Annotated in this window: 24 protein-coding genes; 4 read left to right on the top strand and 20 right to left on the bottom strand. The window is 71.7% G+C overall.

All coding sequences use genetic code 11. From position 1 onward, the window contains the following. Positions 1 to 10 precede the first annotated feature (10 nt). From SGFS_RS32445 to SGFS_RS32370, 16 genes are all read right to left on the bottom strand, one after another. On the bottom strand, positions 11 to 1279 hold the full coding sequence (locus tag SGFS_RS32445; protein ID WP_286260171.1) for an acyltransferase family protein: 1269 nt from the start codon (positions 1277 to 1279) through the stop codon (positions 11 to 13). Between the two features lie 127 nt (positions 1280 to 1406). After that, the gene (locus SGFS_RS32440) at positions 1407 to 2390 is read right to left on the bottom strand and encodes an alpha/beta hydrolase (RefSeq protein ID WP_434028221.1); all 984 of its coding nucleotides are present in this window, start codon (positions 2388 to 2390) and stop codon (positions 1407 to 1409) included. Positions 2391 to 2649: 259 nt separating this feature from the next. Then, positions 2650 to 3594: an alpha/beta hydrolase gene (locus SGFS_RS32435; protein WP_286255568.1), complete on the bottom strand. Its 945-nt coding sequence runs from the start codon at positions 3592 to 3594 to the stop codon at positions 2650 to 2652. 365 nt (positions 3595 to 3959) lie between these two features. Beyond that, the gene (kynU, locus tag SGFS_RS32430; RefSeq protein WP_286255567.1) at positions 3960 to 5168 is read right to left on the bottom strand and encodes a kynureninase; all 1209 of its coding nucleotides are present in this window, start codon (positions 5166 to 5168) and stop codon (positions 3960 to 3962) included. A 7-nt stretch (positions 5169 to 5175) separates the two neighbouring features. Further along, on the bottom strand, positions 5176 to 6021 hold the full coding sequence (locus SGFS_RS32425) for a tryptophan 2,3-dioxygenase family protein (protein WP_286255566.1): 846 nt from the start codon (positions 6019 to 6021) through the stop codon (positions 5176 to 5178). A 155-nt stretch (positions 6022 to 6176) separates the two neighbouring features. Further along, positions 6177 to 6590 carry a DUF3151 domain-containing protein gene (locus SGFS_RS32420; RefSeq protein ID WP_286255565.1) on the bottom strand — a complete coding sequence of 138 codons (414 nt, stop codon included), beginning with the start codon at positions 6588 to 6590 and terminating at the stop codon, positions 6177 to 6179. A gap of 69 nt (positions 6591 to 6659) precedes the next feature. Next, positions 6660 to 8138 carry an MFS transporter gene (locus SGFS_RS32415; RefSeq protein ID WP_286255564.1) on the bottom strand — a complete coding sequence of 493 codons (1479 nt, stop codon included), beginning with the start codon at positions 8136 to 8138 and terminating at the stop codon, positions 6660 to 6662. Positions 8139 to 8248: 110 nt separating this feature from the next. Further along, entirely contained in the window at positions 8249 to 9280 is a 1032-nt protein-coding gene (fbaA, locus tag SGFS_RS32410; RefSeq protein ID WP_286255563.1) for a class II fructose-bisphosphate aldolase, read from the bottom strand. Positions 9281 to 9458: 178 nt separating this feature from the next. Then, positions 9459 to 10010 carry an orotate phosphoribosyltransferase gene (pyrE, locus tag SGFS_RS32405; RefSeq protein ID WP_286255561.1) on the bottom strand — a complete coding sequence of 184 codons (552 nt, stop codon included), beginning with the start codon at positions 10008 to 10010 and terminating at the stop codon, positions 9459 to 9461. Positions 10011 to 10020: 10 nt separating this feature from the next. After that, on the bottom strand, positions 10021 to 10815 hold the full coding sequence (locus SGFS_RS32400; protein WP_286255560.1) for an aldose epimerase family protein: 795 nt from the start codon (positions 10813 to 10815) through the stop codon (positions 10021 to 10023). A 71-nt stretch (positions 10816 to 10886) separates the two neighbouring features. Continuing rightward, positions 10887 to 11774: an SRPBCC family protein gene (locus SGFS_RS32395; RefSeq protein WP_286255557.1), complete on the bottom strand. Its 888-nt coding sequence runs from the start codon at positions 11772 to 11774 to the stop codon at positions 10887 to 10889. Between the two features lie 68 nt (positions 11775 to 11842). Further along, positions 11843 to 13474 (bottom strand): polyamine aminopropyltransferase, encoded by a 1632-nt coding sequence (locus tag SGFS_RS32390; RefSeq protein ID WP_286255556.1) that lies wholly within the window; start codon positions 13472 to 13474, stop codon positions 11843 to 11845. Between the two features lie 207 nt (positions 13475 to 13681). Continuing rightward, positions 13682 to 14203: a DUF2617 family protein gene (locus SGFS_RS32385; RefSeq protein WP_286255555.1), complete on the bottom strand. Its 522-nt coding sequence runs from the start codon at positions 14201 to 14203 to the stop codon at positions 13682 to 13684. Positions 14204 to 14517: 314 nt separating this feature from the next. Next, entirely contained in the window at positions 14518 to 14853 is a 336-nt protein-coding gene (locus SGFS_RS32380; protein WP_286255553.1) for a hypothetical protein, read from the bottom strand. 336 nt (positions 14854 to 15189) lie between these two features. Further along, positions 15190 to 15432, bottom strand: a complete 243-nt coding sequence (locus SGFS_RS32375; protein WP_286255551.1) for a hypothetical protein — start codon at positions 15430 to 15432, stop codon at positions 15190 to 15192. A 116-nt stretch (positions 15433 to 15548) separates the two neighbouring features. Beyond that, positions 15549 to 15842: a hypothetical protein gene (locus SGFS_RS32370; RefSeq protein WP_286255549.1), complete on the bottom strand. Its 294-nt coding sequence runs from the start codon at positions 15840 to 15842 to the stop codon at positions 15549 to 15551. Between the two features lie 448 nt (positions 15843 to 16290). Here SGFS_RS32370 and SGFS_RS32365 point away from each other — a divergent pair, with 448 nt between their 5' ends. Both SGFS_RS32365 and SGFS_RS32360 read left to right on the top strand, forming a co-directional pair. Continuing rightward, positions 16291 to 17520 (top strand): pyridoxal phosphate-dependent aminotransferase, encoded by a 1230-nt coding sequence (locus SGFS_RS32365; RefSeq protein ID WP_286255548.1) that lies wholly within the window; start codon positions 16291 to 16293, stop codon positions 17518 to 17520. 88 nt (positions 17521 to 17608) lie between these two features. After that, positions 17609 to 18835 carry a mannosyltransferase family protein gene (locus SGFS_RS32360; protein WP_434028095.1) on the top strand — a complete coding sequence of 409 codons (1227 nt, stop codon included), beginning with the start codon at positions 17609 to 17611 and terminating at the stop codon, positions 18833 to 18835. 10 nt (positions 18836 to 18845) lie between these two features. On the opposite strand, the gene SGFS_RS32355 is transcribed toward SGFS_RS32360, so the two are convergent. Then, a complete protein-coding gene (locus tag SGFS_RS32355; protein WP_286255546.1) occupies positions 18846 to 19376 on the bottom strand; it encodes a YbjN domain-containing protein in 531 nt (176 codons plus the stop codon). A 151-nt stretch (positions 19377 to 19527) separates the two neighbouring features. Then, positions 19528 to 22149 carry an ATP-dependent chaperone ClpB gene (gene clpB, locus SGFS_RS32350; protein ID WP_286255544.1) on the bottom strand — a complete coding sequence of 874 codons (2622 nt, stop codon included), beginning with the start codon at positions 22147 to 22149 and terminating at the stop codon, positions 19528 to 19530. 142 nt (positions 22150 to 22291) lie between these two features. Here clpB and SGFS_RS32345 point away from each other — a divergent pair, with 142 nt between their 5' ends. Continuing rightward, positions 22292 to 22705 carry a pyridoxamine 5'-phosphate oxidase family protein gene (locus SGFS_RS32345; RefSeq protein ID WP_286255542.1) on the top strand — a complete coding sequence of 138 codons (414 nt, stop codon included), beginning with the start codon at positions 22292 to 22294 and terminating at the stop codon, positions 22703 to 22705. Positions 22706 to 22828: 123 nt separating this feature from the next. Here the strand turns inward: SGFS_RS32345 and SGFS_RS32340 are convergent, their stop codons facing one another. Then, on the bottom strand, positions 22829 to 23167 hold the full coding sequence (locus tag SGFS_RS32340) for a Rieske (2Fe-2S) protein (protein WP_286255539.1): 339 nt from the start codon (positions 23165 to 23167) through the stop codon (positions 22829 to 22831). Beyond that, positions 23164 to 23361, bottom strand: coding sequence for a hypothetical protein (locus tag SGFS_RS32335; protein WP_286255537.1), 198 nt, complete (start codon positions 23359 to 23361; stop codon positions 23164 to 23166). Before SGFS_RS32335 ends, SGFS_RS32340 begins: the two co-directional genes overlap by 4 nt. 187 nt (positions 23362 to 23548) lie before the next feature. Between SGFS_RS32335 and SGFS_RS32330 the strand changes: the two genes are divergently transcribed. Continuing rightward, positions 23549 to 24562: a helix-turn-helix transcriptional regulator gene (locus SGFS_RS32330; protein ID WP_286255535.1), complete on the top strand. Its 1014-nt coding sequence runs from the start codon at positions 23549 to 23551 to the stop codon at positions 24560 to 24562. Positions 24563 to 24679 lie beyond the last annotated feature (117 nt).

Here is a 24679-nt window from a genome sequence, read left to right as displayed (position 1 = left end):
CGGGACCACCCTAGGCATGGGGCACCGGCCGGGGGCGGGGGTTCTCGGGGTGCCGGGTCGCTTGCGGATGCTGGGTCGCCTGCGGATGCTGAGTCGCCTGCGGGTGCAGGGTCCGCTTCGGGTGCCGGCGCAGGCGTACGACTCGCGAGCCCTTCCCGAAGCGGGGACGAGGACGAGGACGGGGACGGCGGTGCTCGTAGCCGTGGAACGCCGTCCAGCAGAGGAGGAGGGCCAGGGCGAACACCGGGAGCCAGGCTAGGCGGGCGGCCACCCAGGCCAGGTTGTCGGGGGGTGTGTGCAGGCCGGGGAGGTGGCCCGCGGACAGGCCTGTGGCGGTGGTCGCCATCAGGGCGGTCTGGTGCCAGAGGAATATCGTCATCGCGGAGAGGTTGGCGAGGGCCACCACCGCCCAGGCCATGGGGCGCCGGGTCAGTGTGCGGCGGAGCGGGCCGCGCAGCAGCAGGGCCAGGCCGCACTGGGCCAGGCCGAAGGTGACCGCGGCCAGCGTCGGGGGGTTCAGGTTGGAGACGGACGCGCCGGGGACGCCGACCATCGAGGCCGGGTAGCCGGCCCAGACGATCAGGGCAGCCGTCGCCGCCGTACCTCCGGTGAGCAGGAGCCAGCCCGCCCGGCGGCGGTCCAGTTCGCCTCGGGTCCAGGCCGCGCCCAGGGTGTACGGCACCAGCCAGCCCGCCGCCAGGTTCACCCAGCCGAGTGCCTCGGGGCCGCCCAGGCCGAAGCGGATCAGGTCCACGTGGAGGACGACGGCCAGGGGCCACAGGGGGTTGAGGCGGGTGATGAGGGGCGTGGCCGCGGTGAGGGCGGCGAAGACCAGGAGGAACCACAGCGGGGACAGGGCCAGCTTCAGGAGCGCGTGGACCGTGGTCATGGGGGCGCCGGTGACGAGGAGGCCTGCCGCTACGGCCGTCCAGAGGAGCAGGACCGCCGCCACCGGGCTGAACAGGCGGGTCAGGCGGGTGTGGAGCCAGTGGGTGTACGGGGTGCCGTGGGCTCGGGCCGATGCGTAGCTCTTCGTGGCGACATGGCCGCCGACCAGGAAGAACACCGCGAGGGTCTGGAAGAGCCAGGAGATGGGGGCGAGCCAGGGCATGTGTTGCAGGGGGCTTGCCGCGTGGAGGGTGCCGCTGTCGGGCACGAGGGCGGTGACCAGCCAGTGGCCCAGCACTATGCCGGTGATGGCGAGGGCCCTGAGGGCGTCCACCGCGCGGTCTCGGGTGGGGGGAGTCGCGTGGTGGATGTGGGTGGTGGTTCGGCGCAGTGCGGTGCGTGCGGCTCGGAGGGGGTGCGCCCGGACTTCGGCCGGGTTCGTTTTCCCACCCGCACCGTCGGCGGCTGCGGGTCCGGTAACAGCTTCGGTCGCGGTGGGGGCGGCGACGGTCGTCGGCCTATGCACCGGTTACCTCCTCGGTGTCGCCCCGGACGATTCGGGTGAGGTTGGTGAGCGAGGGCGTGCCCGGGGTGAAGTAGTCGCTGTGGCCGCCGGGGCCCGCGTCGAAGACCTGGGCGCCGAAGGAGCGGGAGACGGGGTCGGTGCCGAAGCCGAGCGTCGTACCGAGCAGGTCGGCCCGGGCGTGTGGGACCAGGGCCACCCAGTCGTCCGCGCCTCGTGCCGCCCATACGCGGGCGGGAGTGTGCAGTGCGGCGGCGTTGTCCGCGCCCGTGCCGGGGCTGCCGACCAGGGCGATGTCGTCGACGTCCAGGCCGGAGGCGGCGCGGCCGCAGACGACCGAGCCGTAGGAGTGGCACAGGAGTGAGAGTCGGGCGGAGTCGCCCACCAGGCCGCGCAGTTCGCGTATGAACGCGCGCAGGTGCGGGGCCGCCTCTTCGGCGCGGTCCGGGGTGAGGACCGTCGTGCTGATCGTCCCGGGCGTTTCGTAGCCGAGCCAGGCGATGACCGCCGTCCCCGGGCCCGTGCTGTCGTGCAGGGCGGTCGCGGCTCTGCGGAAGCGGTCGTAGGTGTCCAGGCTGGTGTCGGAGCCCGGGACGAGGACGGCTATGCGGTCGGCCTTCACCAGGTCACCGAGGACCTCGACGGCCTGGCCGGGGCCACGGCCGTCGAAGGCCAGGAACTGGCGGGACGGCCCGGCCATCGAGCGGTCCGTGGCCGCTCGGCCGGTGTCGCCGTGGTCCGCCGCCATACGGGCCGCCTCGGCGGCGTTCGCTCGATTCGCCTGGTACGTCTCCGTGAGCGTCGCCGCCGTCACCGGTGCGAGGGACGCCGGGCGCGGGGCCGGGACGCTCGGGCGGGCCGCGGCCGATACGGGCACAACGACCGCGGTCGCGATCAGGAGGGCGAGCAGCGTGCGGCGCAGGCGATGCCGTACCGCCGCCTCGCTCCGGCCCCGACGTCGACCCGGACCCGGACCCAGGCCCAGACCCGGACCTGGCCCCAGGCCCCGATCCTGGCCCCGATTTTGGCTCGTCGGTGTGGGTTCGGGTGAACCCTGCCATGTGCCGACACCCATGGCGTCCGCCCCCTCCCCTTCAGCCCGCCCGCTCATCGGGCCGCTCTGGGAAGGAAATTACGAACACCGGTCTGTCGTCGGCGTCACGCCAGGGAGCTCACTTGGGTCGTAGCTCTCAGGTACTACGGGTATCAGCCGGGGTGGAGCGAGGGGACCAACCGGCTCACCAGGCCAGTTGGGCGATCTCCTCCGCCACCACCGCGCACGCGTCCGCCGCCGGGTCGATCAGGGGGAAGTGGCCGACGTCCTCCAGCAGCGTCACGCCCACCACCTCGCCCGCCTTGGCCGCCGCGTCCGCGTACGCGTCGGCCACGGCCTGCGGGACGACGATGTCGGAGCGGCCCTGGACCAGGGTCGTGGCGATGCCGGTGGGCAGGAGGAGTGCCGGGTCCGCGTACGGGCGCCGCTCGGTGAACTTGTCTGCTCCGCCGAGGAGTTGGGTGCTCGCGCCGCCGCAGACGTCCAGCTTCTCCGCCACGGCGAAGTCGGCGATCGGGGCGAGGGCGACGACGCCGCGCAGCGGGGCCGGGCGGGCGATGCGCCACGGGGCGTCGGGCGGGAGTACGTGGCGGGCGGCGGCCCACAGCGCGAGGTGGCCACCGGCGGAGTGGCCGGTGAGGACCGTGCGGCGGGGGTCGGCCTGGGGCAGGTGCCGACGTACGAGGTCGGGGAGCGCGTCGACGGCGGCGGCGATGTCGTCGAAGGTCTCCGGCCAGCGGCCCGCCGACGGGCCCGTGGGAGCACCCGGGGTGTCCGGGCCGCCGTTCTGACCCGGGAGTGAACTGCCCCTTCGGTACTCGACGTTGGCCACGGCGAAGCCTCGGCGGGCCAGGTAGTCGGCGAACGGGGTGATGTGGTGGCGGTCGTACGGTGCGCGCCAGGCTCCGCCGTGCAGGACGACGACGAGGGGGGCGCTGGCCTTCTCCGTGGTGCCGCCGTCGTCCGCGCCGGTGCCGGTGTTGCCCGCGGCGCCTCGTGGGGCGTAGAAGTCGATCACCTGGTCGGGGTGGTCGCCGTAGGGGGCGGTGGTGTCGGGGGCGACCGGTGGGTGCGAGAAGGCGGACGCCTCTTCGGCGGCATCGCGGGCTGCGGCGTCGTCGTCCGGCATGCTCCAACCTCTCAGGGGTGAAACGGAGTTGAAAGTAATGGGAAGGGTTGAGAAGAGTTCAGAAAGGTTCAGAAGGGTTTTGACACGCTTTTGGGCACGCTTTTGGGCAGGATCGAGCAAGGGTTGAGCTTGTGGGTGGGCCGGGAATGGGGATGGGCCGTTGGCGGGGACGGTATCAGGCCGGTGACGTGCGTCGACACGCGGATGTGACGCAGGGTGAGGGATTACCGGTTCTGTCTGATTCGGGGTGGGGACGGGGGGTGGTCGGCCCGGGGTGAGGCCGGGCGGGAGCTGCCCTGTGGGCCGGGGTCGGCACGACTACCGCGGCTACGACGGAGTGAGGGCAGCACCCCGGCCCACCCCGGCTACACGAGCATCTCCCCCAGCACGCGCGCCGCCCGCTCCACATCCCCGTATCCCACGTACAACGGCGTGAAGCCGAAGCGGAGGACGTCGGGGTGGCGGAAGTCGCCTATGACTCCCTGGGCGATGAGGCGCTTCATGACCTCGCCCGCGTCGGAGCAGCGGAGCGCTATCTGGCTACCGCGTTCCCGGTGTGCCGTCGGGGTGAGGGACTCGACGCGGCCCTCGGGGACGTACGCCGCCACGCAGTGGAGGAAGAAGTCCGTCAAGGCCAGGGACTTGGCTCTGATCTGGTCGATCGAGACTCCCTCCCAGACGTCCAGGGCCGCCTCCAGGGCCAGCATCGACAGGATGTCCGGCGTGCCCACGCGACCCCGCGGCGCGCCCGTCGCCGGTTCGTACGACGGGTTCATGCCGAACGGCTCCGCGTGGGAGTTCCAGCCCGGCAACGGGGAGTCGAAGCGCGGCTGGAGGTCGCGCCGTACGTAGAGGTACGCGGGTGAACCCGGGCCGCCGTTCAGGTACTTGTACGTGCAGCCGACCGCCAGGTCCACGCCGTGCTCGTCGAGCCCCACCGGCAGGGCGCCCGCGCTGTGGCACAGGTCCCAGACGGCGTACGCGCCCGCCTCGTGGATGGCCGCCGTCAGGCCGGGCAGGTCGTGCAGGCGGCCCGTGCGGTAGTCGACGTGGTTCAGCAGGACGGCCGCCGTACGGCCGCTCAGCGCGTCCCGTACCTCCGACGGGGTCACCGGGCGCAGCGTACGGCCCGTCAGCCGGGCGGCCGACTCGGCGATGTAGCCGTCGGTCGGGAACGTCGTCGCGTCGACCAGGATCTCGTCCCGGGCGCCGTCACCGGCGGACTCCGCCAGGCGTACGGCCGCCACGACCGCCTTGAAGACGTTGACGCTCGTGGAGTCGCCCACCACGATCTGGCCGGGGGCCGCGCCGACCAGCGGGGCGATACGGTCGCCGATCCGCTCGGGCGCGGTCCACCAGCCGCTCTCGTCCCAGGAACGGATGCGGAGGGAGCCCCACTGGCGGCGTACGACGTCCTCGACGCGGGCGGGGACGTTCGCGGGGAGCGCGCCGAGGGAGTTGCCATCGAGGTACACCGCGTCGTCGAGGGCGAACTCCGCGCGCTTGGCGGCCAGTTCGTCGGCCGCGTCCAGCTTCTCGGCCTGCGCCGTCAGTTCGGTCACGAGCTCGGACATACGGAGTTCAGACATGTGACCGCGCCGTCCACAGCTCGGGGAAGACGTTCTTCCGGGCCCGCTTCTCCAGCCAGGCCACACCGGCGGAGCCGCCCGTGCCGGCCTTGGCGCCCATCGAGCGGCGGGTGGCGACGAGGTGGTCGTTGCGCCAGCGCCACACCAGCTCGGCGACGTCCGTCAACGCCTCGCCGAGGCGGGCGAGTTCGGCGGTCTCGTCACCGGAGTACAGGGCCGTCCACGCCTCCTCGACCTCGGGCGAGGGCTCGTAGCGCTGCGAGACGTCACGGTTGAGCACGGACTCGGGGATGGCGTGGCCCCGGCGGGCCAGCAGCCGCAGGACCTCGTCGTAGAGGCTCGGCTCGTGCAGCGCCTTCTCCAGCTCGGCGTGGACGCGGGGCGCGCCCCGGTGCGGTACGAGCATGGACGCGGACTTCTCGCCGAGCAGGAACTCCATGCGGCGGTACATCGCCGACTGGAAGCCGGAGCCCTCGCCGAGGGCTCCCCGGTAGGAGTTGAACTGGGCCGGGGTGAGCTGGCCGAGCGGCTTCCAGGAGGCGTTCAGGGCCTCCAGCTCGCGTACGGAACGCTTCAGCGCGGCGATCGCCGTCGGTACGTCCTGCTTGCGGATCGCGGCGGTCGCGGTCTCCCACTCGTGGACGATGACGGTGAACCACAGCTCCATGACCTGCGTGGTCACCAGGAACACCATCTCTCCGGGGTCGTCGGAGAGGGGGTGCTGGAGGTGGGTGAGGACGTCCGCCTGGACGTAGTCCTCGTAGGGAGTGGTGCCGTTGAAGTCGAGATGCGGGGTCTCGGGCTCCGAAGCCTCGATGGGCTGAGCCGACTGGGACATCGCTGTCTCCTGTTGTGTGCTCCGGGTAGCGGTCCGCCCCTGCCGTTACCGACACGGGGGCCCCGGTCCCCTACCCGCATCCTGCGGTCTCGCCCCCCGAAAGCGCAAGGTCCGCCCGCGTCACACCGGGCGGACCTGCGTGAACGTGCCGGGGATCAGCTGAGGGTCTGCGCCGCCGTCGGCGAGGAGTCCTTCAGGAACTGGGTGCAGCGCTCGTACTCCTCCTGCTCGCCGATCGAGCCGGCGGCGCGGGCGAGGGCGTGCAGGGAGCGCAGGAAGCCGCGGTTCGGCTCGTGCTCCCAGGGGACCGGGCCGTGGCCCTTCCAGCCGCTGCGGCGCAGGGCGTCGAGGCCGCGGTGGTAGCCCGTACGGGCGTAGGCGTACGACTCCACGACCGAGCCGCGCTCGAAGGCGTCGTCGGCGAGCTGGGCCCAGGCGAGGGAGGAGGTGGGGTACTTGGCGGCTACGTCGGCGGGGGGCGTGCCGTTCGCGAGGAGCTCGCGGGGCTCCGGGTCGTCGGGGAGGTGCGTCGGGGGCGGGCCCCCGAGGAGGTTCTCGTGAATCGTCATGGGTTCCAGTCTGGCCCATGCGGGAGGGGCATGTGTGTCGGCCGCGGCCCCGTGGGGCTTGTCGCGCACTCACGACCCGGCCCCGGACCCCTCCCCCTCCCGCTCCCCCTCCAACGGCGGAGCCGTCACGCACCCGTGGGTACGGCATTCGGGGTGGTTGCAGTCCGGTGCCGGGCGGCGGATCGTCGTGTGGGCCAGGGCCGCGCCCGCGACCAGCGTCGCCGCGCACACGACCATCGCCGTGCCGAACGCGTCGTCGAACTGGGCCGCGGAGCGGTACGCCTCCGGCCCCATCCCCGCGATCAGCGGCAACGCGGCCACGGCGATGAGACCGGCCGCGCGGGCCGCCGCGTTGTTGATGCCGCTCGCCAGCCCCGCGTGCTCGGTGGCCACCGAGGCGAGGACCGTGGCCGTCAGGGGCGCGACCAGGGTGACCATGCCCAGGCCCAGGACCAGCAGCGCGGGCAGCACGTCGAAGACGTACGACGCGTCCGGGCCGACCCGCAGCGCCAGCAGCATGCCCGCCGCGCACAGCAGCGGGCCGACGGTGAGCGGGATGCGCGGGCCGATCCGTTCGCCCAGCGCGCCCGCCCTGGACGAGAGGAGCAGCATCAGGACCGTGATCGGGAGCAGCGCCGTGCCCGCCGCCAGCGCCGAGTAGCCCGACACCACCTGGAGCTGGAGTGCGATCAGGAAGAAGAAGCCGCCGAAGGCCGCGTACACGCACAGGGTGACCAGGTTGACCACCGTGAACTGGCGGGACGCGAAGATCTCCGGCGGCATCATCGGGTCGGGGCGGCGCCGTTCGACGTGGACGAAGGCCACGCCCGCCGCGACCCCCGCCCCGGCCGTCACGATCACCGGCAGCGAGCCCTCCCGCGCCTCGATCAGCGCGTACGTCACCAACGCCAGGGACAGCGCGCCCAGCGCCGCGCCGAGGACGTCGAAGCGGCCCTGGTGGGCCCGGCCGTCGCCCGACTCGGGTACGTGGCGGGTGGCCACGGGGACGCAGAGGAGCGCCAGGGGGACGTTCAGCAGGAAGACCCAGCGCCAGCCGGGGCCGTCCACCAGATAGCCGCCCACGAACGGGCCGACCGCCGCGCCGATACCGCCGAAGCCGGACCACAGGCCGACGGCCCGCGCCCGGTCGTCGGGGTGGAACGAGGCCTGGATGAGCGCGAGCGAGCCCGGGGTGAGGAGCGCCCCGCCCACGCCCTGCAGCGCACGGGCCGCGATCAGGATCCCCACGTTCGGCGCGAGGCCGCACAGCAGGGACGCCACCGCGAACCACACCACGCCGATCACGAACACCTTGCGCCGGCCGAAACGGTCGCCGAGGGCGCCGCCGAGCAGGATCAGCCCGGCCAGGGTGAGCATGTACGCGTTGACGGTCCACTGGAGGGCCGCGAGATCGGCGTCCAGGTCCTGCCCCATCCGGGGCAGGGCGACGTTGACGACGGTCGAGTCCAGCAGGGCCATGCTGGAGCCGAGGACCGTGGTGAGCAGGATCCATCTGCCTTGGGGCGAGGCCAGCCGGACGTCGGGCATCTCTCAGGTATACAGCGAGCCCGGTGCCGAAGCACCGGGCTCACCGAGAAACGCCTGTAACCGCTTATACGGGTTACCGGTAACCCGTATACCCGTAACCCGCGTACGGGCTACTTGATCCGCTGACCCGCCGAGCGCAGGTTCTGCGTCGCCTCGACGACACGCGCGGCCATGCTCGCCTCGGCCAGCTTGCCCCACGTACGCGGGTCGTAGGTCTTCTTGTCGCCGACCTCGCCGTCGACCTTCAGGACGCCGTCGTAGTTCGCGAACATGTGCGCGGCCACGGGACGCGTGAAGGCGTACTGCGTGTCCGTGTCGATGTTCATCTTGACCACGCCGTTCTCCAGCGCGGTGCGGATCTCCTCCTCCGTGGAGCCGGAGCCGCCGTGGAAGACGAAGTCGAAGGGCTGCGCGCCGGCCGGCTTGCCGTACTTGGCGGCGACGCCCTCGTTCAGCTCCTTGAGCAGCTCGGGGCGGAGGACGACGTTGCCCGGCTTGTACACGCCGTGCACGTTGCCGAAGGAGGCCGCCAGCAGGTAGCGCCCCTTCTCACCGAGACCGAGAGCCTCGACCGTACGCACCGCGTCGTCGACCGTCGTGTACAGCGAGTCATTGATCTCGTGCGAGACGCCGTCCTCCTCGCCACCGGTCGGGGTGATCTCGACCTCGAGGATGATCTTCGCGGCGACGGCGCGGGCGAGCAGCTCCTGGCCGATCGCCAGGTTGTCGGCGAGGGTCTCGGCGGAGCCGTCCCACATGTGCGACTGGAACAGCGGGTTGCGGCCGGCCTTGACGCGCTCCTCCGACACGGCCAGCAGCGGCCGTACGTACCCGTCGAGCTTGTCCTTCGGGCAGTGGTCCGTGTGCAGGGCGACAGTGACCGGGTACTTCTCGGCGACGATGTGCGCGAACTCGGCGAGGGCGACCGCGCCCGTCACCATGTCCTTGCTGTACTGGCCGCCCAGGAACTCGGCGCCACCCGTGGAGATCTGGATGATGCCGTCGCTCTCCGCCTCCGCGAAGCCCCGCAGCGCCGCGTGCAGGGTCTGGGTCGAGGTGACGTTGATGGCCGGGTAGGCGAACTTGCCTGCCTTCGCCCGGTCGAGCATCTCGTTGTAGACCTCGGGGGTTGCGATGGGCATCTGTCCGCTCCTTGGATATGTGCGGGTTGGCGATCTACGTACTTACGTACTACGGCCCTGACCTAGACCTTGGGGTGTGACGTCGTCGTCGTCCCCATCTTTCCAGACATGCGCGAATGGTCCACGCCCTGTCCACGGTCGACCCACCAACAGGTCAAACCGTGTTCAAAGGTGCTGGTCAGTCCAGGCCCAGTTCGTCCTTCGAGAAGGCGAACAGGTACGGCACGCCCGCGCCCTCGCGGATCTTCTGGTCGGCGCCGGTCGCCCGGTCGACGATGGTGGCGACGGCCACGACCTCGGCCCCGGCCTCGCGCACGGCCTCGACGGCGGCGAGCGGCGAACCGCCGGTCGTGGAGGTGTCCTCGACGACGAGGACACGCCGGCCCGCGATGTCCGGCCCCTCGACCCGCCGCTGCATCCCGTGCGCCTTGGCGGCCTTGCGTACGACGAAGGCGTCCAGCCTCCGGCCGCGCGCGGCGGCGGCGTGCAGCATGGAGGCGGCGACGGGGTCGGCGCCCATGGTCAGCCCGCCCACGGCGTCGAACTCCAGCGCGTCGGTGAGGTCGAGCAGCACCTGCCCGACGAGCGGGGCGGCCTCCCCGTCGAGGGTGACGCGCCGCAGGTCGATGTAGTAGTCGGCCTCCAGCCCGGAGGAGAGGGTCACCTTGCCGTGGACCACGGCCTTGTCCTTGATCTGCTGCAGCAGCTCGCCGCGTACGTCGTCCGTCATGCCTGTCAGCTTAGATGTGCCGCCAGGTCCAGGTCGTCGTGGCTTCGAGGGGCTCGATGGGGGTGACGAGGCGCGGCGCGGTGTTGAGCCCGTCGGGCGGCCCGGTCTGCGGCTCCACGCACACGGCCTCGGCCTGCTCGTCGTAGACCACGACCCACTCCTCGCGGGAGGCCACCTTCAGCTCCAGCCGCCCCGGCCAGGTGAGGGTGACGTCGACGCCCCCAGGCATCCCGAAGCAGTCGTCCCACGGCCCGGGGAGCGGCTCGATGCGCTTGCCGGTGGGGAGATGATCGTCGCCGCGCTCCTCCTGCCAGGCGGGGGCGAAGTCGATCCGCACGTCCTCGCCGTCTCCTCCCAGGTTCCGGTTGAACCAGGGGTGCCAGCCGATCTGGGCCGGGAACGACGAATCGTACGTCTCCACGGACATGGTGAGCGTGAGCGCGTCGGGGGTGAGGCCGACGACCTGGGTGACGCGGGCGGGATACGGCCAGGGCTCGACGAGGTCGTACGTGAGGACGGCCTCGGCGTCGGTACGGCGGGCCACCCGCCAGGCCCCGTCGCGCGCGGTGCCGTGGATGGCGTTGGGCGGCGCGTTGAGCGGCATCTGCTGAAGGCTGCCCCCGTTGCGGAACCGCCCGTCCCGGATCCGGCCGCACCACGGCACCATCGGGAAGCAGCCGAACCGCTCGCCCTGGCGCAGCAGCTCGACCCCACCGACCCTCAGGCTCGCCACTCTGCCGCCGTTCCCCGGCGCCAGCACGACCTCCGCGTCACCCGCGGCCAACGTGATGTCTTCGCTAGTCACGGGGCGACCCTACTGGGCGTACGGCCGGGGGCTCTTCGGGTACGCCGCGTTGGTGGGCCCGGAGCCTGCGTTCAGCGGCGCCGACGCCAGGCCCGCCCCACGACGATGGCCGAGGCCAGGACGAGGGCCGCCGCCGGAGCCGCCCAGCGCAGGGCCGTGTTGGCGACGACGGACTCGGGGGCCGGGATCGGGGCGTAGCGGCCGCGCGGCGGGGCGTGGTCAACCTCCTCCGCGCTGCGCCCGATCATCGTGCGGCGCGCGTGCGCGGCCTCGGCGGGCGGCTCACCGGCGGCGGTGAAGTCGTCGTCCGCGAAGGGGTCCAGGGCGGAGGGGGGAACCTCCGCCTCGTGGAGGGGGGTTGAGGGCTCCGCGTCCCCCGCTTCTTCGGCGACCTCGGGCTCGGGCGCGGTCTCCGCCTCGGGGCCGGGTTCGTCCGCGGCGACGGCCTCCGCCTCATCGACGGTCTCCGCCTCATCGACCGACTCGACCGGCTCGACCGGCTCGACCGGCTCGACCGGCTCGGCCGCCTGGGCCTCCTCCGCCCCGGCCCCCAGGTTCTCCGCGAAGCGGCTCAGCAGCCGTGTCACCGCCCCCGTCACCGCCTCCGCCGGCAGTTCGGTCACCCGGCCGTCCGCCGTCGCCGCGCCCTCGAAGGACACCGTCGTGCCCTCGGCCTCCGACGTCAGCCGTACCGTCAGCGCCGCCTTCACCGAGCCGGTGCCGCGCGCCTCCGTCGCGTCGCCCTCGATCGCGTACGAGCCGTCGTCCAGGCCCGTCACCCGCAGCGTGCCGCGGTAGGTGATGGTGTGGCCGGAGACGCGTACCTTCAGGCGGCCGGCGACCGGTGGGGTGCCCGCGTCCTGTTGGAGCCCGGGGACCGCTCGGGCCACCCGCTCGGGGTCGGACAGCGCCTCCCGGAGGCGGCCGACGGGAACCGGAACGAACACCTCATGCTCCATGGCAGTCGAGCCTACCCAGCGGTTGGCACCCCGCACCCGTACATGCGCGCTTTCGCCACCACTCGGGCTCAGTCGGCGTACCGGGGATGGACCAGTGTCGACGGCGGCAGTCCGGTCACGCGGTCGGCCTCGATGCCCACCACTCCCGGCACGCCCGCCACGCCCACGGCGCTGCCCCCCGGCCCCGCGAGGACGAACCCCCAGTCCTGCGGTGCGCCGGTCGTCGTGTCGGCGGTGCGGTCGGGGCCGGCGACGAAGCCGGGGGCGCGGGTGCCGATGCGGTACGGGGCGGTGCGCAGGCCGGCGGCGCGCAGCGTGGCGTCGACCGTCCAGAAGACATGGTGGCGGCTGGACAGCGGGCCCGCGTGGACGACCAGGCGGCCCTCGTCGGCCAGGACCGTGGCGGCCAGGCCGTAGAACTCCTGGGAGTAGAGCTTGGTGCTCGCCGTGATGCCGGGGTCGGGGAGGTCGCAGATGACGACGTCGTACGCCGCCCGCGGGCCTACGTGGCGCAGCCAGGCGAAGGAGTCGGCGGTGATGACGCGCACCCGGTCGTCGTCGTAGGCGTGGCCGTTCAGGCGGGACAGGGCCGGGTCCTCGCGGGCCAGGCGTACGACACCCGGGTCGATCTCGACGACGTCCACCCGGTGTACGCCCTCGTGGCGGAGCACCTCGCGGGCGGCGAGGCCGTCTCCGCCGCCGAGGACGAGTACCCGGGCGTGCGGGCCTCCGGCCATGGCGGGGTGGACGAGGGCGCGGCGGTAGCGGTGTTCGTCGCGGCCGCTGATGCGCAGCCTGCCATCGAGGAAGAGGGAGAGGGGGCGGCCGTCGGTGCCGCCGGTGAGGACGACCTCCTGGATACCGGTGTGGAGCGCCACACGGACGTCCCTGCCGTAGACCGCGCGGCGGGCGGCCCGTTCGAAGTCGTCGACCTGTACGGCAGCGGCGGCGAGGAGGCCGAGGACCGTGAGGTTGGTGAGGACGAGCAGCAGGCGGGAGCGGCGGCTCAGGTCCCGGTGGAAGAGGCCGAGTACGAGGGCGCCGCCGACCAGCGCGTTGACCGTGCCGGTGAGCAGGGCGCCGGTGAGCTGGCCGAGCCAGGGCAGCAGGAGGAAGGGGAAGGCCAGGCCGCCGACCAGGGCGCCCACGTAGTCGGCGGCGAAGAGGTCCGCGACCATGCCGGCCGGGTCCTGTCTGCGGATGCGCTGGATCAGCTCCATGAGCAGCGGGACCTCGGCGCCGATCAGCAGGCCGATGGCCAGGGAGAAGGCGACCAGGAGGTAGCGCGAGCCGCTCGCCCACATGCCGCCCCAGTCGCCGGTCCACGCGAACGCCGCGTACAGGGCGAGCGCGCTGCAGCCGCCGATGAGGGCGAGGGCGGCCTCGATGGCGCCGAAGCCGAGCGCCGCGCGGGGGCGCAGGCGTTTGGCGGCGAGGGACCCGATGCCCATCGCGAAGACCATGACGGAGAGGACGACGGAGGCCTGGGTGACCGAGTCGCCGATCAAGTACGAGGCGAGGGCGACGAGTTCGAGTTCGTACACGAGTCCGCAGGCCGCGCAGACGAATACGCCGGCGAGGACGAGGAAACGGGCCACGCCGGGGCGGACCGGGAGCCACGCCTGGCCGCCGCCCGGGGCGCCTCGGGTGCGCCAGGGTGGGGGGGCACCGGGGGGTGCGGGGGCGTGCGGTTCGATCACGCCTGGCACCGTATCGTCACGCCTGCGCTCGGCCGGGTCACCCACACGAGTGTTACCGCGACGCCGGTGAGATCCATCAGATGGGCCCCGGCCCCCACGTAGGAGTGGTGTGAGGCGTGGTGTGCCGCAGGTGGGTGCCGTCGGGATTTTCGCCCCCGCCGACCCTGCCCGTCCCCGCAGTCGCACAGTCTCCGTAGACACCTCTCCTCAAAGCGCCGCAGGCACCCGTACCCCCACCCGCGTCCGCGTGGCCACCAACTGGCCGTCCTGGGGGTACGCGTGCCACGTACGCCAGTGCACCTGGCCCTCGTGTCGTTGGGCGAGCATCGCCGTGAAGGCGTGGGGGCTGCCGGGGAAGACGCCGGCGAGGCCGTGGGGGTGGTCGGAGACGAGGGCCAGCAACTCCTGGGCGCGGCCTGCGAAGGAGCCGGGTGACAGGACCTCGACGCGTGCCGCGAACTCGTACTCCCAGTCGTCCACTCGCTTGGCGACGCCGAGCGGGAGGGGTGTGCTGGAACCGGGGATGCACGCGACCGTCTCCGAACAGTGGCTGCCCCGCTCCTCGTCGAGCAGCACCTGGTGGGACGCGCCGAGCAGTCTCAACTGCAGCTTCGCCCCGGTGAGTTCCAGGTCGAGCGTGGCGAGCGCGGGCAGCGGTTCGCGGCCCAGGGCCCAGGCGAGGTCGGCCGCGCGCGTGTCGGTGTAGGCGGTGTTCAGGGTCGTGAGCATGGGTCGGCTCCGCTAGCACGCAAAGAAGAAAGAGGAGTGGTCCGGCGCGCCCCGTCGGCACCGGGAGAGTGGCCCGGTCGGCCAGGCCGGGTGAGGACGACGTCCAGCTGGCCGAGCCGGCCAAGTTGGCCCGGTCAGTCCGGTACAGGCCTGCCGGGAGGGACGTCCGGGGGCTGTGTCGGCGATTTATAGGGAATCATGAACTGTGGCGCCACCACAGCGTTTTTACCCAACTTGACTGGGTTTCCATCCCCCCGAGGGCTGCCCAGCTCAACTGTTCAACCAGGCGTACGCTCCCAGCCCCGATGCGCTCCTCACACGCCTGTCGGACCGGGCGTACGGATCGGCGGGGGCGCCCACCGGACAACCGAGCCCTCCCGGCGTGCCCAGGGGTTCGCGATCGGGCGCCCGCCGCGTCCTCTCCTCCGCGTCAGCTGCTCGAACCGCAGGAGGAGCCCCCGCCACAGGACGAGCTGCTGCCGCACGAGGACGAACTGCTCCCGCACGACGACGAGCTGCTCCCACAGGACGACGAGCTGCCGCCGCACGAGGACGAGCTGCCGCCGCAGGACGATCCGTGCCCGTGCCCATGCCCGTGCCCATGGTGGCCTCCGTCGTCGTTCGACGAGCCGGACGATCCGCCGTCCCACACGGTCGGCGTGCCGCCGAGCACCCACCAACTGTCCGTGGTGACGTTGCCCGCCGCATCGACTCTGCTGACACGACGAACATGGCCGCTGCCGAAGCTGTGTCCGCTCGACACTCGACGGCCCCCCGCCATCCGCAGGGCGTTCGCGCGGGTCCGCCGGACGTCCCAGACGGCCACCGCCACTACGACGCAGACGATCGCCAGGATGATGCCGATCACCACGAATGCGTTCATGGCGTCGCCCCCCTTTCCTTCTGAATCTCTTTCCGATCTTTGGGAAGTCCCCCCGAAGCGACCCCTTATTGGGTGCCTCGTTCCACGAAACGCCAGGTCGGCGTCAGTCGCCGCCCCCGCCGCCCCCGCAGGACGACCCGCCGCCACAGCCCCAGCCGCTGTCGGACGAGGACCCGCCGTCGTCCGACGCCCACCAGCTGCTGCTCCGGCTCCGCCCGGAGCTGCGACGCGAACTCGGCGCGCCGTTCCAGCCCTGGCGGAAGTTGTGGACGAACGCCGCGACGGCGCTGCCGAACACGACGACCACCAAGACGACCACCAACATGCCGATGACGATGCTCTCCATGGCGTCACCACCTCTTTCCGAGTTACCTGGGTTTCCCCCGAAGCGGCCACCACGGACGCGCCTCACTCAATCGATCACGTACTCATGTGCCGCGCGGCCGGGCGGAGCAGCGCGGATCAGCTGCTTCCGCCGCCGCCTCCGCCGCTGTCGCCCGAGCCTCCGCCCGAGCTGTCGTACGACGAGGCGGCCCGCGACAGGTGGTCGAAGACGTCCGACCACCGGAGGCGCCCGGACCGGCGTCGGCCGGGCCTCCCCAGCCCCGGCGCCGGGCCGTTCGCCCTGGCCTCCCTGGCCTCCCTGGCCTCCCTGGCCTCCCTGGCCTGACGGACGCTCCAGACCGCCACCGCCACCACGGCCAGGACGCCCGCCAGGATGATCACGCACCCGATGATCATGCCGATCGTGCGCATGACATCGCCCCCTTCTCGTGGCCGAGGGGCCCGTGCTCAGCTGCCCCCGCCGCCGCATCCTCCGCCGCCGCCCCCGCAACCCGAGCTGCCGCCGCAACCCGAGCTGCCCGCGCAACCCGAACCGCCGCCGCCGCACGAGGAGGAGGAACCGGCCGATCCCGAGGATCCCGACGAGGACCCGCCCCCGTCGGCCCACCAGCTGCGCCTCCGGCGCCGCCGGTTGCCCGCCCCGTTCACGAGGACGGCGAACACCACGATCAGTGCGATACAGACGACTGCCAGGATGATGCCGAGCTCGAACATGGCGTCATCCTCCTTTCGGACGATCCCCCCGAGACGACCCCCCGTGGGCGCCTCGTCGTCTAGGACTCGCCTAGCGTGACGTGGGGATGCCCGGCTGTCCCACCACTCAAAGCAGAGTTGAGGAACTCCAGAGGTTCGGCGCAGGATGGCGGCCATGACCTCCACCGCAAGCGCCCCGGACAGCGGCCGCCCCCTGCTCAACCGCCGGCTCGCCGAGTTCGGGACGACGATCTTCGCCGAGATGTCGGCGCTCGCCGTGCGGACCGGCTCGATCAACCTCGGCCAGGGCTTCCCGGACACCGACGGCCCCGAGGAGATCCGCGAGGCCGCCGTACGGGCGCTGCGCGACGGGCGCGGCAACCAGTACCCGCCGGGCCCGGGCGTCCCCGAGCTGCGCACCGCGATCACCGCGCATCAGCAGCGGCGATACGGGCTGTCGTACGACCCGGACACAGAGGTTCTGGTGACGGCCGGGGCCACGGAGGCCATCGCCGCCGCCCTGCTCGCCCTCCTGGAGCCCGGCGACGAGGTCGTCGCGCTGGAGCCGTACTACGACTCGTACGCGGCCTGCATCGCCATGGCGGGCGGGACGCGCGTGCCCGTCACGCTACGGCCGTCCGAAGGACCCCGCGACGGAGTCGCGGGTCGACGTTTCCGGCTCGACCTCGACGAACTGCGGGCCGCCGTCACCGACCGCACCCGGCTGCTGCTGATCAACACCCCGCACAACCCGACCGGGACGGTCCTCACCCGTGCGGAGCTGACCGCGATCGCCGAGCTGGCCGTCGAGCGCGACCTGCTGGTGGTGACCGACGAGGTCTACGAACACCTCGTCTTCGACGACGCCGAGCATCTGCCGCTGGCCGGCTTCCCCGGGATGCGCGAGCGGACGCTCACCATCGGCTCGGCGGGCAAGACCTTCTCGTTCACCGGGTGGAAGGTCGGCTGGGTGACCGGCACACCGGGGCTGGTCTCGGCCGTACGGTCGGCGAAGCAGTTCCTGACGTACGTCAACTCGGGGCCGTTCCAGTACGCCGTCGCCGAGGCGCTCTCCCTGCCCGACAGCTACTTCGACGCCTTCCGCGCGGACATGCTGGTCAAGCGGGACGTGCTGGCGGCGGGGCTGCGGGACGCCGGGTTCGATGTGTTCACGACCGCCGGCACGTACTTCATCACCACCGACATCCGCCCCCTCGGCGAGAGCGACGGCTTCGCCTTCTGCCGTGCGCTGCCGGAGCGGGCCGGAGTCGTCGCCATCCCGAACGCCGTCTTCTACGACCACCGCGAGGCGGGCGCGCCCTTCGTCCGGTTCGCCTTCTGCAAGAAGGTCGAGGTGCTGGAGGAGGCCGCGAAGCGGCTGAAGGGGGCCTTCTAGGGCGTGGGGCACGTCCCAACGGCGGAATCCACGCCACCGGTGGCGTGTAAAGCTGGCAAATCGGATTAGTGGGTCAGATGGTTCGGGTGTGACCCAGCCCAGCACCACCGTCGCCCCCACCACCGCCGGCTCCGGCGCAGCCGGGGGCGTCCCCCACCAGAGCCCCCGGCGGCGGCCGACCCCCGCCGCCGTGGCCGCCCGGCTGCCCGCCGCCGTGTGGGCCCTCGCTCTGTTCCTCACCGCGCGGCTCACCGGCACCCTCGTGCTGGTCCTCACCGCCCGGGCCATGGGCAAGCGTCCGCTGGCTGTCCTCGGGCGCTCCTGGGACTCGAACTGGTACCTGCGGATCGCGGCGGAGGGATACGGGCACTCCAAGCAGTACCCGCACATCCTCGCCAGCGACCTGGCCTTCTTCCCCCTGTACCCGGGGCTGGTGCGGGCCGTCACCGAGATCGTGCCGCTGAGCGGGGGCGCGGCGGGGCTGCTGGTGTCCTGGACCGCCGCCGCGGTGGCCGCCTGCGGCATCTACGCCGTCGGGGCCCGGCTGCACGACCGCGCCACCGCCACCGCGCTGGTCCTGCTGTGGGGCCTGCTGCCGCACTCGGTGATCCTGTCCCTCGCCTACACCGAACCGGTGCTGACCGCCTGCGCGGCCTGGGCGCTGTACGCCGTGCTCACCGGGCGCTGGCTGTGGGCGGGCACCCTGGCGGCGCTCGCGGGCCTCGCCCGGCCGAACGGGATCGCGGTGGCGGCGGCGGTCCTCGCGGCGGCCGCGTACGAGGTGTGGCGGCGGCGCGGGCGCAAAGTTCCCCACAGCCTGTGGACGGGCGTCGCGCTCGCGCCGCTGGGCTGGGGCGGCTTCGTGCTGTGGGTCGGCGTCCGCCAGGGCGATCCCCTGCACGGCTACTTCACCGTGCAGCGGCGCTGGGGCTCACGCTTCGACTTCGGCGTGGGCGCCCTGGGCTTCGTACGGCATCTGCTGCTGCACCACGCCCGGTTCGCGTACGCCATGACGACGGTGATCGCGGCCGTGGCGCTGGTCCTCCTCGCCCTTCTGCTGCTGGACCGGGCCCCGCTGCCGCTGCTGGTCTACAGCGCCGTGCTGCTGCTGATCGCGCTCGGCGGCGACGGGTTCTTCGCGTCCAAGCCGCGCTTCCTGCTGCCCGCCTTCCCGCTGCTGCTGCCGCCGGCCGCCGCGCTGGCCGGAACGGCGAGAGCCCGGCCGTGGCACGCCGCCGTGGTGGTCGGCGCCCTGGCCGGGCTCTCGTACGTCTATGGGGCGTTTCTGGTCGTCGTCAACCGAACCCCCCTGTGACCTGCGAGGACTACTCGTCGTCTTCCTCAGGCTTCTCCTCCGAGTCGTCGACGTCCTCGGCCAGGCCGAGCTGCTCGACGAGCCACTTGTCGAACTCGATCGCGGCCCGCACCCAGCTGACCGTCGAGGAGACGAAGTGCTCCAGGCTGACGCCCGTGCCGATCAGCAGCTGGGCCTCGCCGATGAGGCGGACCGTGCCGTCGTCATGCGTGTGGGTGTAGACCTTCGGCCACAGCGTGCGGCGGTTCCAGTCGTCGATCGTCTCCAGCAGGGCCGGCTTCTCGTCGATCTGGTGCGGCCGGTCGAAGAACGTGCGCACCGAGAAGACCTGCTGGTCTCCTTCGCCGCGGAACATGAAGTACGTACGGAATTCCTCCCACGGCGCCGCGAGGTCACCCTCGTCGTCGACGACGTACTTCAGCTCCATCTGGTCCAGGAGCTGCTTCACGAGGTCCTGATCCGGGACGACGGGGCCGGCCGGCTGCTGCGGCTGCGGCTGCTGGCCCCCGAAGTTCGGAATCGAGGACGGGTCGATGCTCACCGTGATTTTCCCTTCGTACGGATTCCGCCATCCTCCCCCATGCGGGGCGGGGGGTGGCAACCCCTGCCCCGCGCGGTTCGTCGCCCTTGGCCGGATCCGCCGGGGGATTCAGCTCAGAGCGTGGCGGGGAACCATTCGGGTACCCCCTGCCTCAGAGTTCCTTCGCCAATGCGGGACCCGATTCCGGTTCCGTCGCGGGGCCCACGATCAGGCCCTCCCCGAAGGCGTCCACCCGTACGGTGTCGCCGTCCTTGACCTCTCCGGCCAGGATCTCCTTGGCCAGCCGGTCCCCGATCGCGGTCTGGACCAGTCGGCGGAGCGGCCGGGCGCCGTACGCCGGGTCGTTGCCCTCCTCCGCGAGCCACGCCAGGGCCGCCGGGGTGACCTCCAGGCTGAGCCGGCGCTCGGCGAGGCGCTTGGCGAGGCGGTCGATCTGGAGACCGGCGATCCGCTCCAGCTCTGCCTTGTTCAGGGCCGAGAAGACCACCAGGTCGTCGAGGCGGTTGAGGAACTCCGGCTTGAAGGAGGTCCTGACCACCTCCAGCACCTGCCGCCGCTTCTCCTCCTCGCCGGTCAGCGGGTCGACCAGGTACTGGCTGCCCAGGTTCGAGGTGAGGACCAGGATCGTGTTGCGGAAGTCGACCGTACGGCCCTGCCCGTCGGTGAGCCGGCCGTCGTCGAGGACCTGGAGGAGGATGTCGAAGACCTCGGGGTGCGCCTTCTCGACCTCGTCGAGCAGCACGACGCTGTACGGGCGGCGGCGGACGGCCTCGGTGAGCTGGCCGCCCTCCTCGTAGCCGACATAGCCGGGCGGGGCGCCGACGAGCCGGGCCACGCTGTGCTTCTCGCCGTACTCCGACATGTCGATGCGGACCATCGCCCGCTCGTCGTCGAAGAGGAAGTCGGCGAGCGCCTTGGCCAGCTCGGTCTTGCCGACGCCGGTCGGGCCGAGGAAGAGGAAGGAGCCGGTCGGGCGGTCCGGGTCGGCGATACCCGCGCGGGAGCGTCGTACGGCGTCGGAGACGGCCTGTACGGCCTCGCTCTGGCCGATGAGACGGCGGCCCAGCTCGTCCTCCATCCGGAGCAGCTTCCGCGTCTCGCCCTCCAGCAGGCGGCCGGCGGGGATGCCGGTCCAGGCGGCGACGACGTCCGCGATCTCGTCGGAGCCGACCTCCTCCTTGACCATGGTGCCCTTGGCGGCCTCGACCTCCGCCTCGGAGGCCTCCTCCAGGGCGCGCTCCAGGGTCGGGATCTCGCCGTAGAGCAGCTTGGAGGCGGTGTCGAAGTCGCCGTCGCGCTGGGCCCGTTCGGCCTGGCCGCGCAACTCGTCGAGCTTCTCCTTCAGTTCACCGACGCGGTTGAGGGACTGCTTCTCCTTCTCCCAGCGGGCGGTGAGGCCCCGCAGCTCCTCCTCCTTGTCGGCGAGGTCGCGGCGCAGCTTCTCCAGGCGCTCGCGGGAGGCGGCGTCGGTCTCCTTGTCGAGGGCCAGCTCCTCCATCTTCAACCGGTCGACGGAACGCTGGAGCTCGTCGATCTCCACCGGGGAGGAGTCGATCTCCATGCGCAGCCGGGAGGCCGACTCGTCGACGAGGTCGATGGCCTTGTCGGGCAGGAAGCGGGAGGTGATGTACCGGTCGGAGAGGGTGGCGGCGGCGACCAGCGCCGCGTCCGCGATCTGCACCTTGTGGTGGGCCTCGTAGCGTCCCTTGAGTCCGCGCAGGATCGCGATGGTGTCCTCGACGGTGGGCTCGGCGACCAGCACCTGCTGGAAGCGCCGCTCCAGCGCCGGGTCCTTCTCGATCCGCTCCCGGTACTCGTCGAGGGTCGTCGCGCCGACCATGCGCAGCTCACCGCGGGCGAGCATCGGCTTCAGCATGTTCCCGGCGTCCATGGCGGAGTCCCCGCCGGCGCCCGCGCCCACCACCGTGTGCAGCTCGTCGATGAAGGTGATGATCTGCCCGTCGGATTCCTTGATCTCCGCGAGCACGGTCTTCAGCCGCTCCTCGAACTCACCGCGGTACTTGGCCCCGGCGACCATCGCGCCGAGGTCGAGGGCGACGAGCCGCTTGTTCTTGAGCGACTCGGGCACATCGCCCTTCACGATCCGCTGGGCGAGCCCCTCGACGACGGCGGTCTTGCCGACGCCGGGCTCACCGATGAGCACGGGATTGTTCTTCGTACGGCGGCTGAGCACCTGCACGACCCGCCGGATCTCCTGGTCCCGCCCGATCACCGGGTCGAGCTTGCCTTCCCGCGCGGCGGCGGTGAAGTCGGTGCCGAACTTCTCCAGGGCCTTGTACGACCCCTCCGGATCGGGTGTGGTCACCCGGCGCCCTCCCCTGGCCTTCTGGAACGCCTCCTGCAACTTCCTGGCGTTCGCACCCTGCCGGGAGAGTACGTCCCCGACCTGGCCGCCCTTCTCCGCGATCCCGAGCAGGAGGTGCTCGGTGGAGACGTACTCGTCGCCCAGCTCCTTGGCCTTGGCCTGAGCCTCGGCGACCACGGCGAGCAGCTCGCGGCTGGGCTGGGGCGGCGACACGGTGGACCCGGTCACGCTGGGCAGACCCGAGAGGATGCGCTCCGCGCCGGAACGTACGGCCGCCTGGTCGGCGTCGACCGCGGCGAGCAGGTCCGTGATGTTCTCGTTGTCCTGACCCTGCAGCAGAGCCAGCAGCAAGTGGGCAGGTGTGAAGTCGGGATGCCCCTCGGACACGGCACGGCTACTGGCCGCGTTGATCGCGTCCCGGCTCCTGTTGGTCAGCTCGGCGTCCACGTTCGCGTTCTCCTCCTCGCATCAGTCAGTCGGCGGTCGGCCCGGCGTCGGCCTTCCTTCACACTGACTTGAGCAACGTGCATAAAGTTGAGTCTATTCCACTCAAGGCGGTGGATGGGGAGAACCGGTTAGGTTGCGAGTCATGGTGAAGCACTCTGTAGACCCCGGTGCCCCCGGCGAGTCGTTTCTCGGCTTCTGGCGGGAGCGGCACCTGTGCACCCTGACGACCCTCCGCCCGGACGGCACGCCCCATGTGGTGCCCGTCGGGGTGACGTACGACCCGGAGGCGGGTCTGGCGCGGATCATCACCAGGAAGACCAGCCGGAAGGTGCGGCACATCCTGGCGGCGGGCCCTGGCGGGGCCCCGGTAGCGGTGTGCCAGGTGGACGGCGGGCGCTGGGCCACGCTGGAGGGGCGCGCGCGTGTCCGTACGGAACCGGAGCGGATCGAGGACGCGGTGCTGCGGTACGCGGAGCGGTACGGCAGGATGCCCGGCCCGAACCCGGCCCGGGTCGTGATCGAGATCGAGCTGACGGCGGCGCTGGGGCACGGCTGACCGCCAGGAACGCCGGGCGGCGGAACAGGCCCGGAAATGGCAGCGGCGTCACCGTGTTCAGGTCACGGTGACGCCGCTGCTGGGGGGAAGCGCCTGAGCGATTAAAACGACGGGGGAATCGCGTCAGGCACTGCGGGGGGTGGCTGTGATGGCGCTCGCGGCGGCCGGGGCCTCCGGCTCGGCGAGCTGGTTGTCGCGCTGATCGAGGTTGACGAAGACCATTCCGTACCGGACGGCGCACCGCACGGGCTGCGGCGCGCCGCGCGGGCGCCGCAGACATCGGTAGGCCCGGATGTCCTCGTCCTCGTCACGGGTCACCACCACCGGCTCGCCGAACACCGTCACCATCAGGGAGTCACCGCTGTGGGGGATGGCGGTGGCCAGATCGATGAAGTGCCAGCCGGAACGGTAGGCGGTGGCCATTTCCCGGCGGAACGAGCGATCGTCAGGGGGCGTGCTCATGCCGTCGAGTCCTTCTGTGCGGCTGTGCCCCAGCCGCTGTCGGCGAGGGTGAGGGTGTCCGCCGGTGCGCTCAAGCCCCAACCGCTGTCGGCCAGGATGTCCGCCGGCGCACTGTGACCCCAGCCACTGTCGGCCACGACGGCCGGGGGCGTAACCGTGCCCCAGCCGCTGTCCGGGGGCGCGGTCTCCGTCACCAGTCCCACAGCACCGAGGGCCCCGAGAGCCACACCCGCGGAGAAGGCGGCGGCAAGTACCGAGCGAAGCAATCTCCTGTACATAGTCGGCTTCGTCCTCACTTGATCGGATCCTCTCCCCCGGTAAGGAAGACGATGTCTTATTCAGGCACGTCAACACCACCGCCACGGTGCATCATGTTCCTGCATGTTCAGGACCCTGGGGGGTGGAGATTTGCCTAATACCAGCACGAAACCGACACATCCCCATCCACTTACCGCGCTCTGTGACGAGGGAGCCCGGTTGTACACCAGCGCCCTGAGCAAAGGCCGGATCACCCGGGGTGAGGCGGCGACCGCTCCCTGCCTGTTGGAATTCGCTCTTCTCCAGCCGGACCCAGACGATTCGAACTGCCTGCGGCCGGTTCCGCCGTCCGTCGCGCTCGCACAGCGACTGCATCCTCTGGAGCGGGAGATCCAGGAGCGTAGGCGGCGCACGATCGAACTGACCGAATCTTTTGAGCCTTTCCTGATGGTCAGCGCGCAGAACCCTGCCCCTACTCACGCCATCACGGTCCTCGAGGGCATCGACCGCATCAACGCCGCGCTCGACATCGCGACCAACGAGTGCCACACGGAGATGCTGACGATCCAGCCCGGGGGGCGGCGCAGTGAGTACATCCTGAACGAGGCGGTGCAGCGGGACCGGCCCCTCACCGACCGCGGGGTCCGCATCCGGACGCTCTACCAGCACACGGTCCGCTACAGCCAGGGCACGGCCGCCTATCTGGACCGGATCGCCAGCGGGAAGATGGAGATACGGACGCTGGAGGAGCTGACCGAGCGGCTCATCATCTGCGACAACGCGGTGGCGTTCATCCCGGCCGGCACCGCCGAGGACGTGGTCGCGCTGGAGCTGCGCCATCCAGGGCTGGTCCAGTACCTCGTCAGGGTCTTCGAGCAGCTGTGGCGCAGTGCGACACCGCTGGTGGAGAACGTGCCGTACGAGTCGACCCCCGAGGGCATCACGGGTGTCCAGCGGGCCATCGCGAAGCTGCTGGTCGAGGGACACGTCGACGAGGCCATCGCGCGCCGCCTCGGCATGAACGTCCGCACCTGCCGGGCCCACATCGCCAAACTGGCGGCGGCACTCGGCAGCGGCAGCAGGGCCCAGCTGGGGTATTTGATCGCCCAGTCGGGGGTGCTTGAGCAGGACCACTGAGGGCTCCGCCTTTCGGCGTGGTTGCTCGCACCCCCGCGGCGGAGCCCCGCATCTCGACAGCGGGCCCGCGCTCTTGAGGGGCGCGGGGAACTGCGCGACAAGCCCCCGCTCACCCGC

The sequence above is a fragment of the Streptomyces graminofaciens genome, from assembly GCF_030294945.1.
Classification (GTDB): domain Bacteria; phylum Actinomycetota; class Actinomycetes; order Streptomycetales; family Streptomycetaceae; genus Streptomyces; species Streptomyces graminofaciens.
Note: the sequence above shows the minus strand (reverse complement) of the source record. Positions and strands in the feature narration are given on the sequence as shown.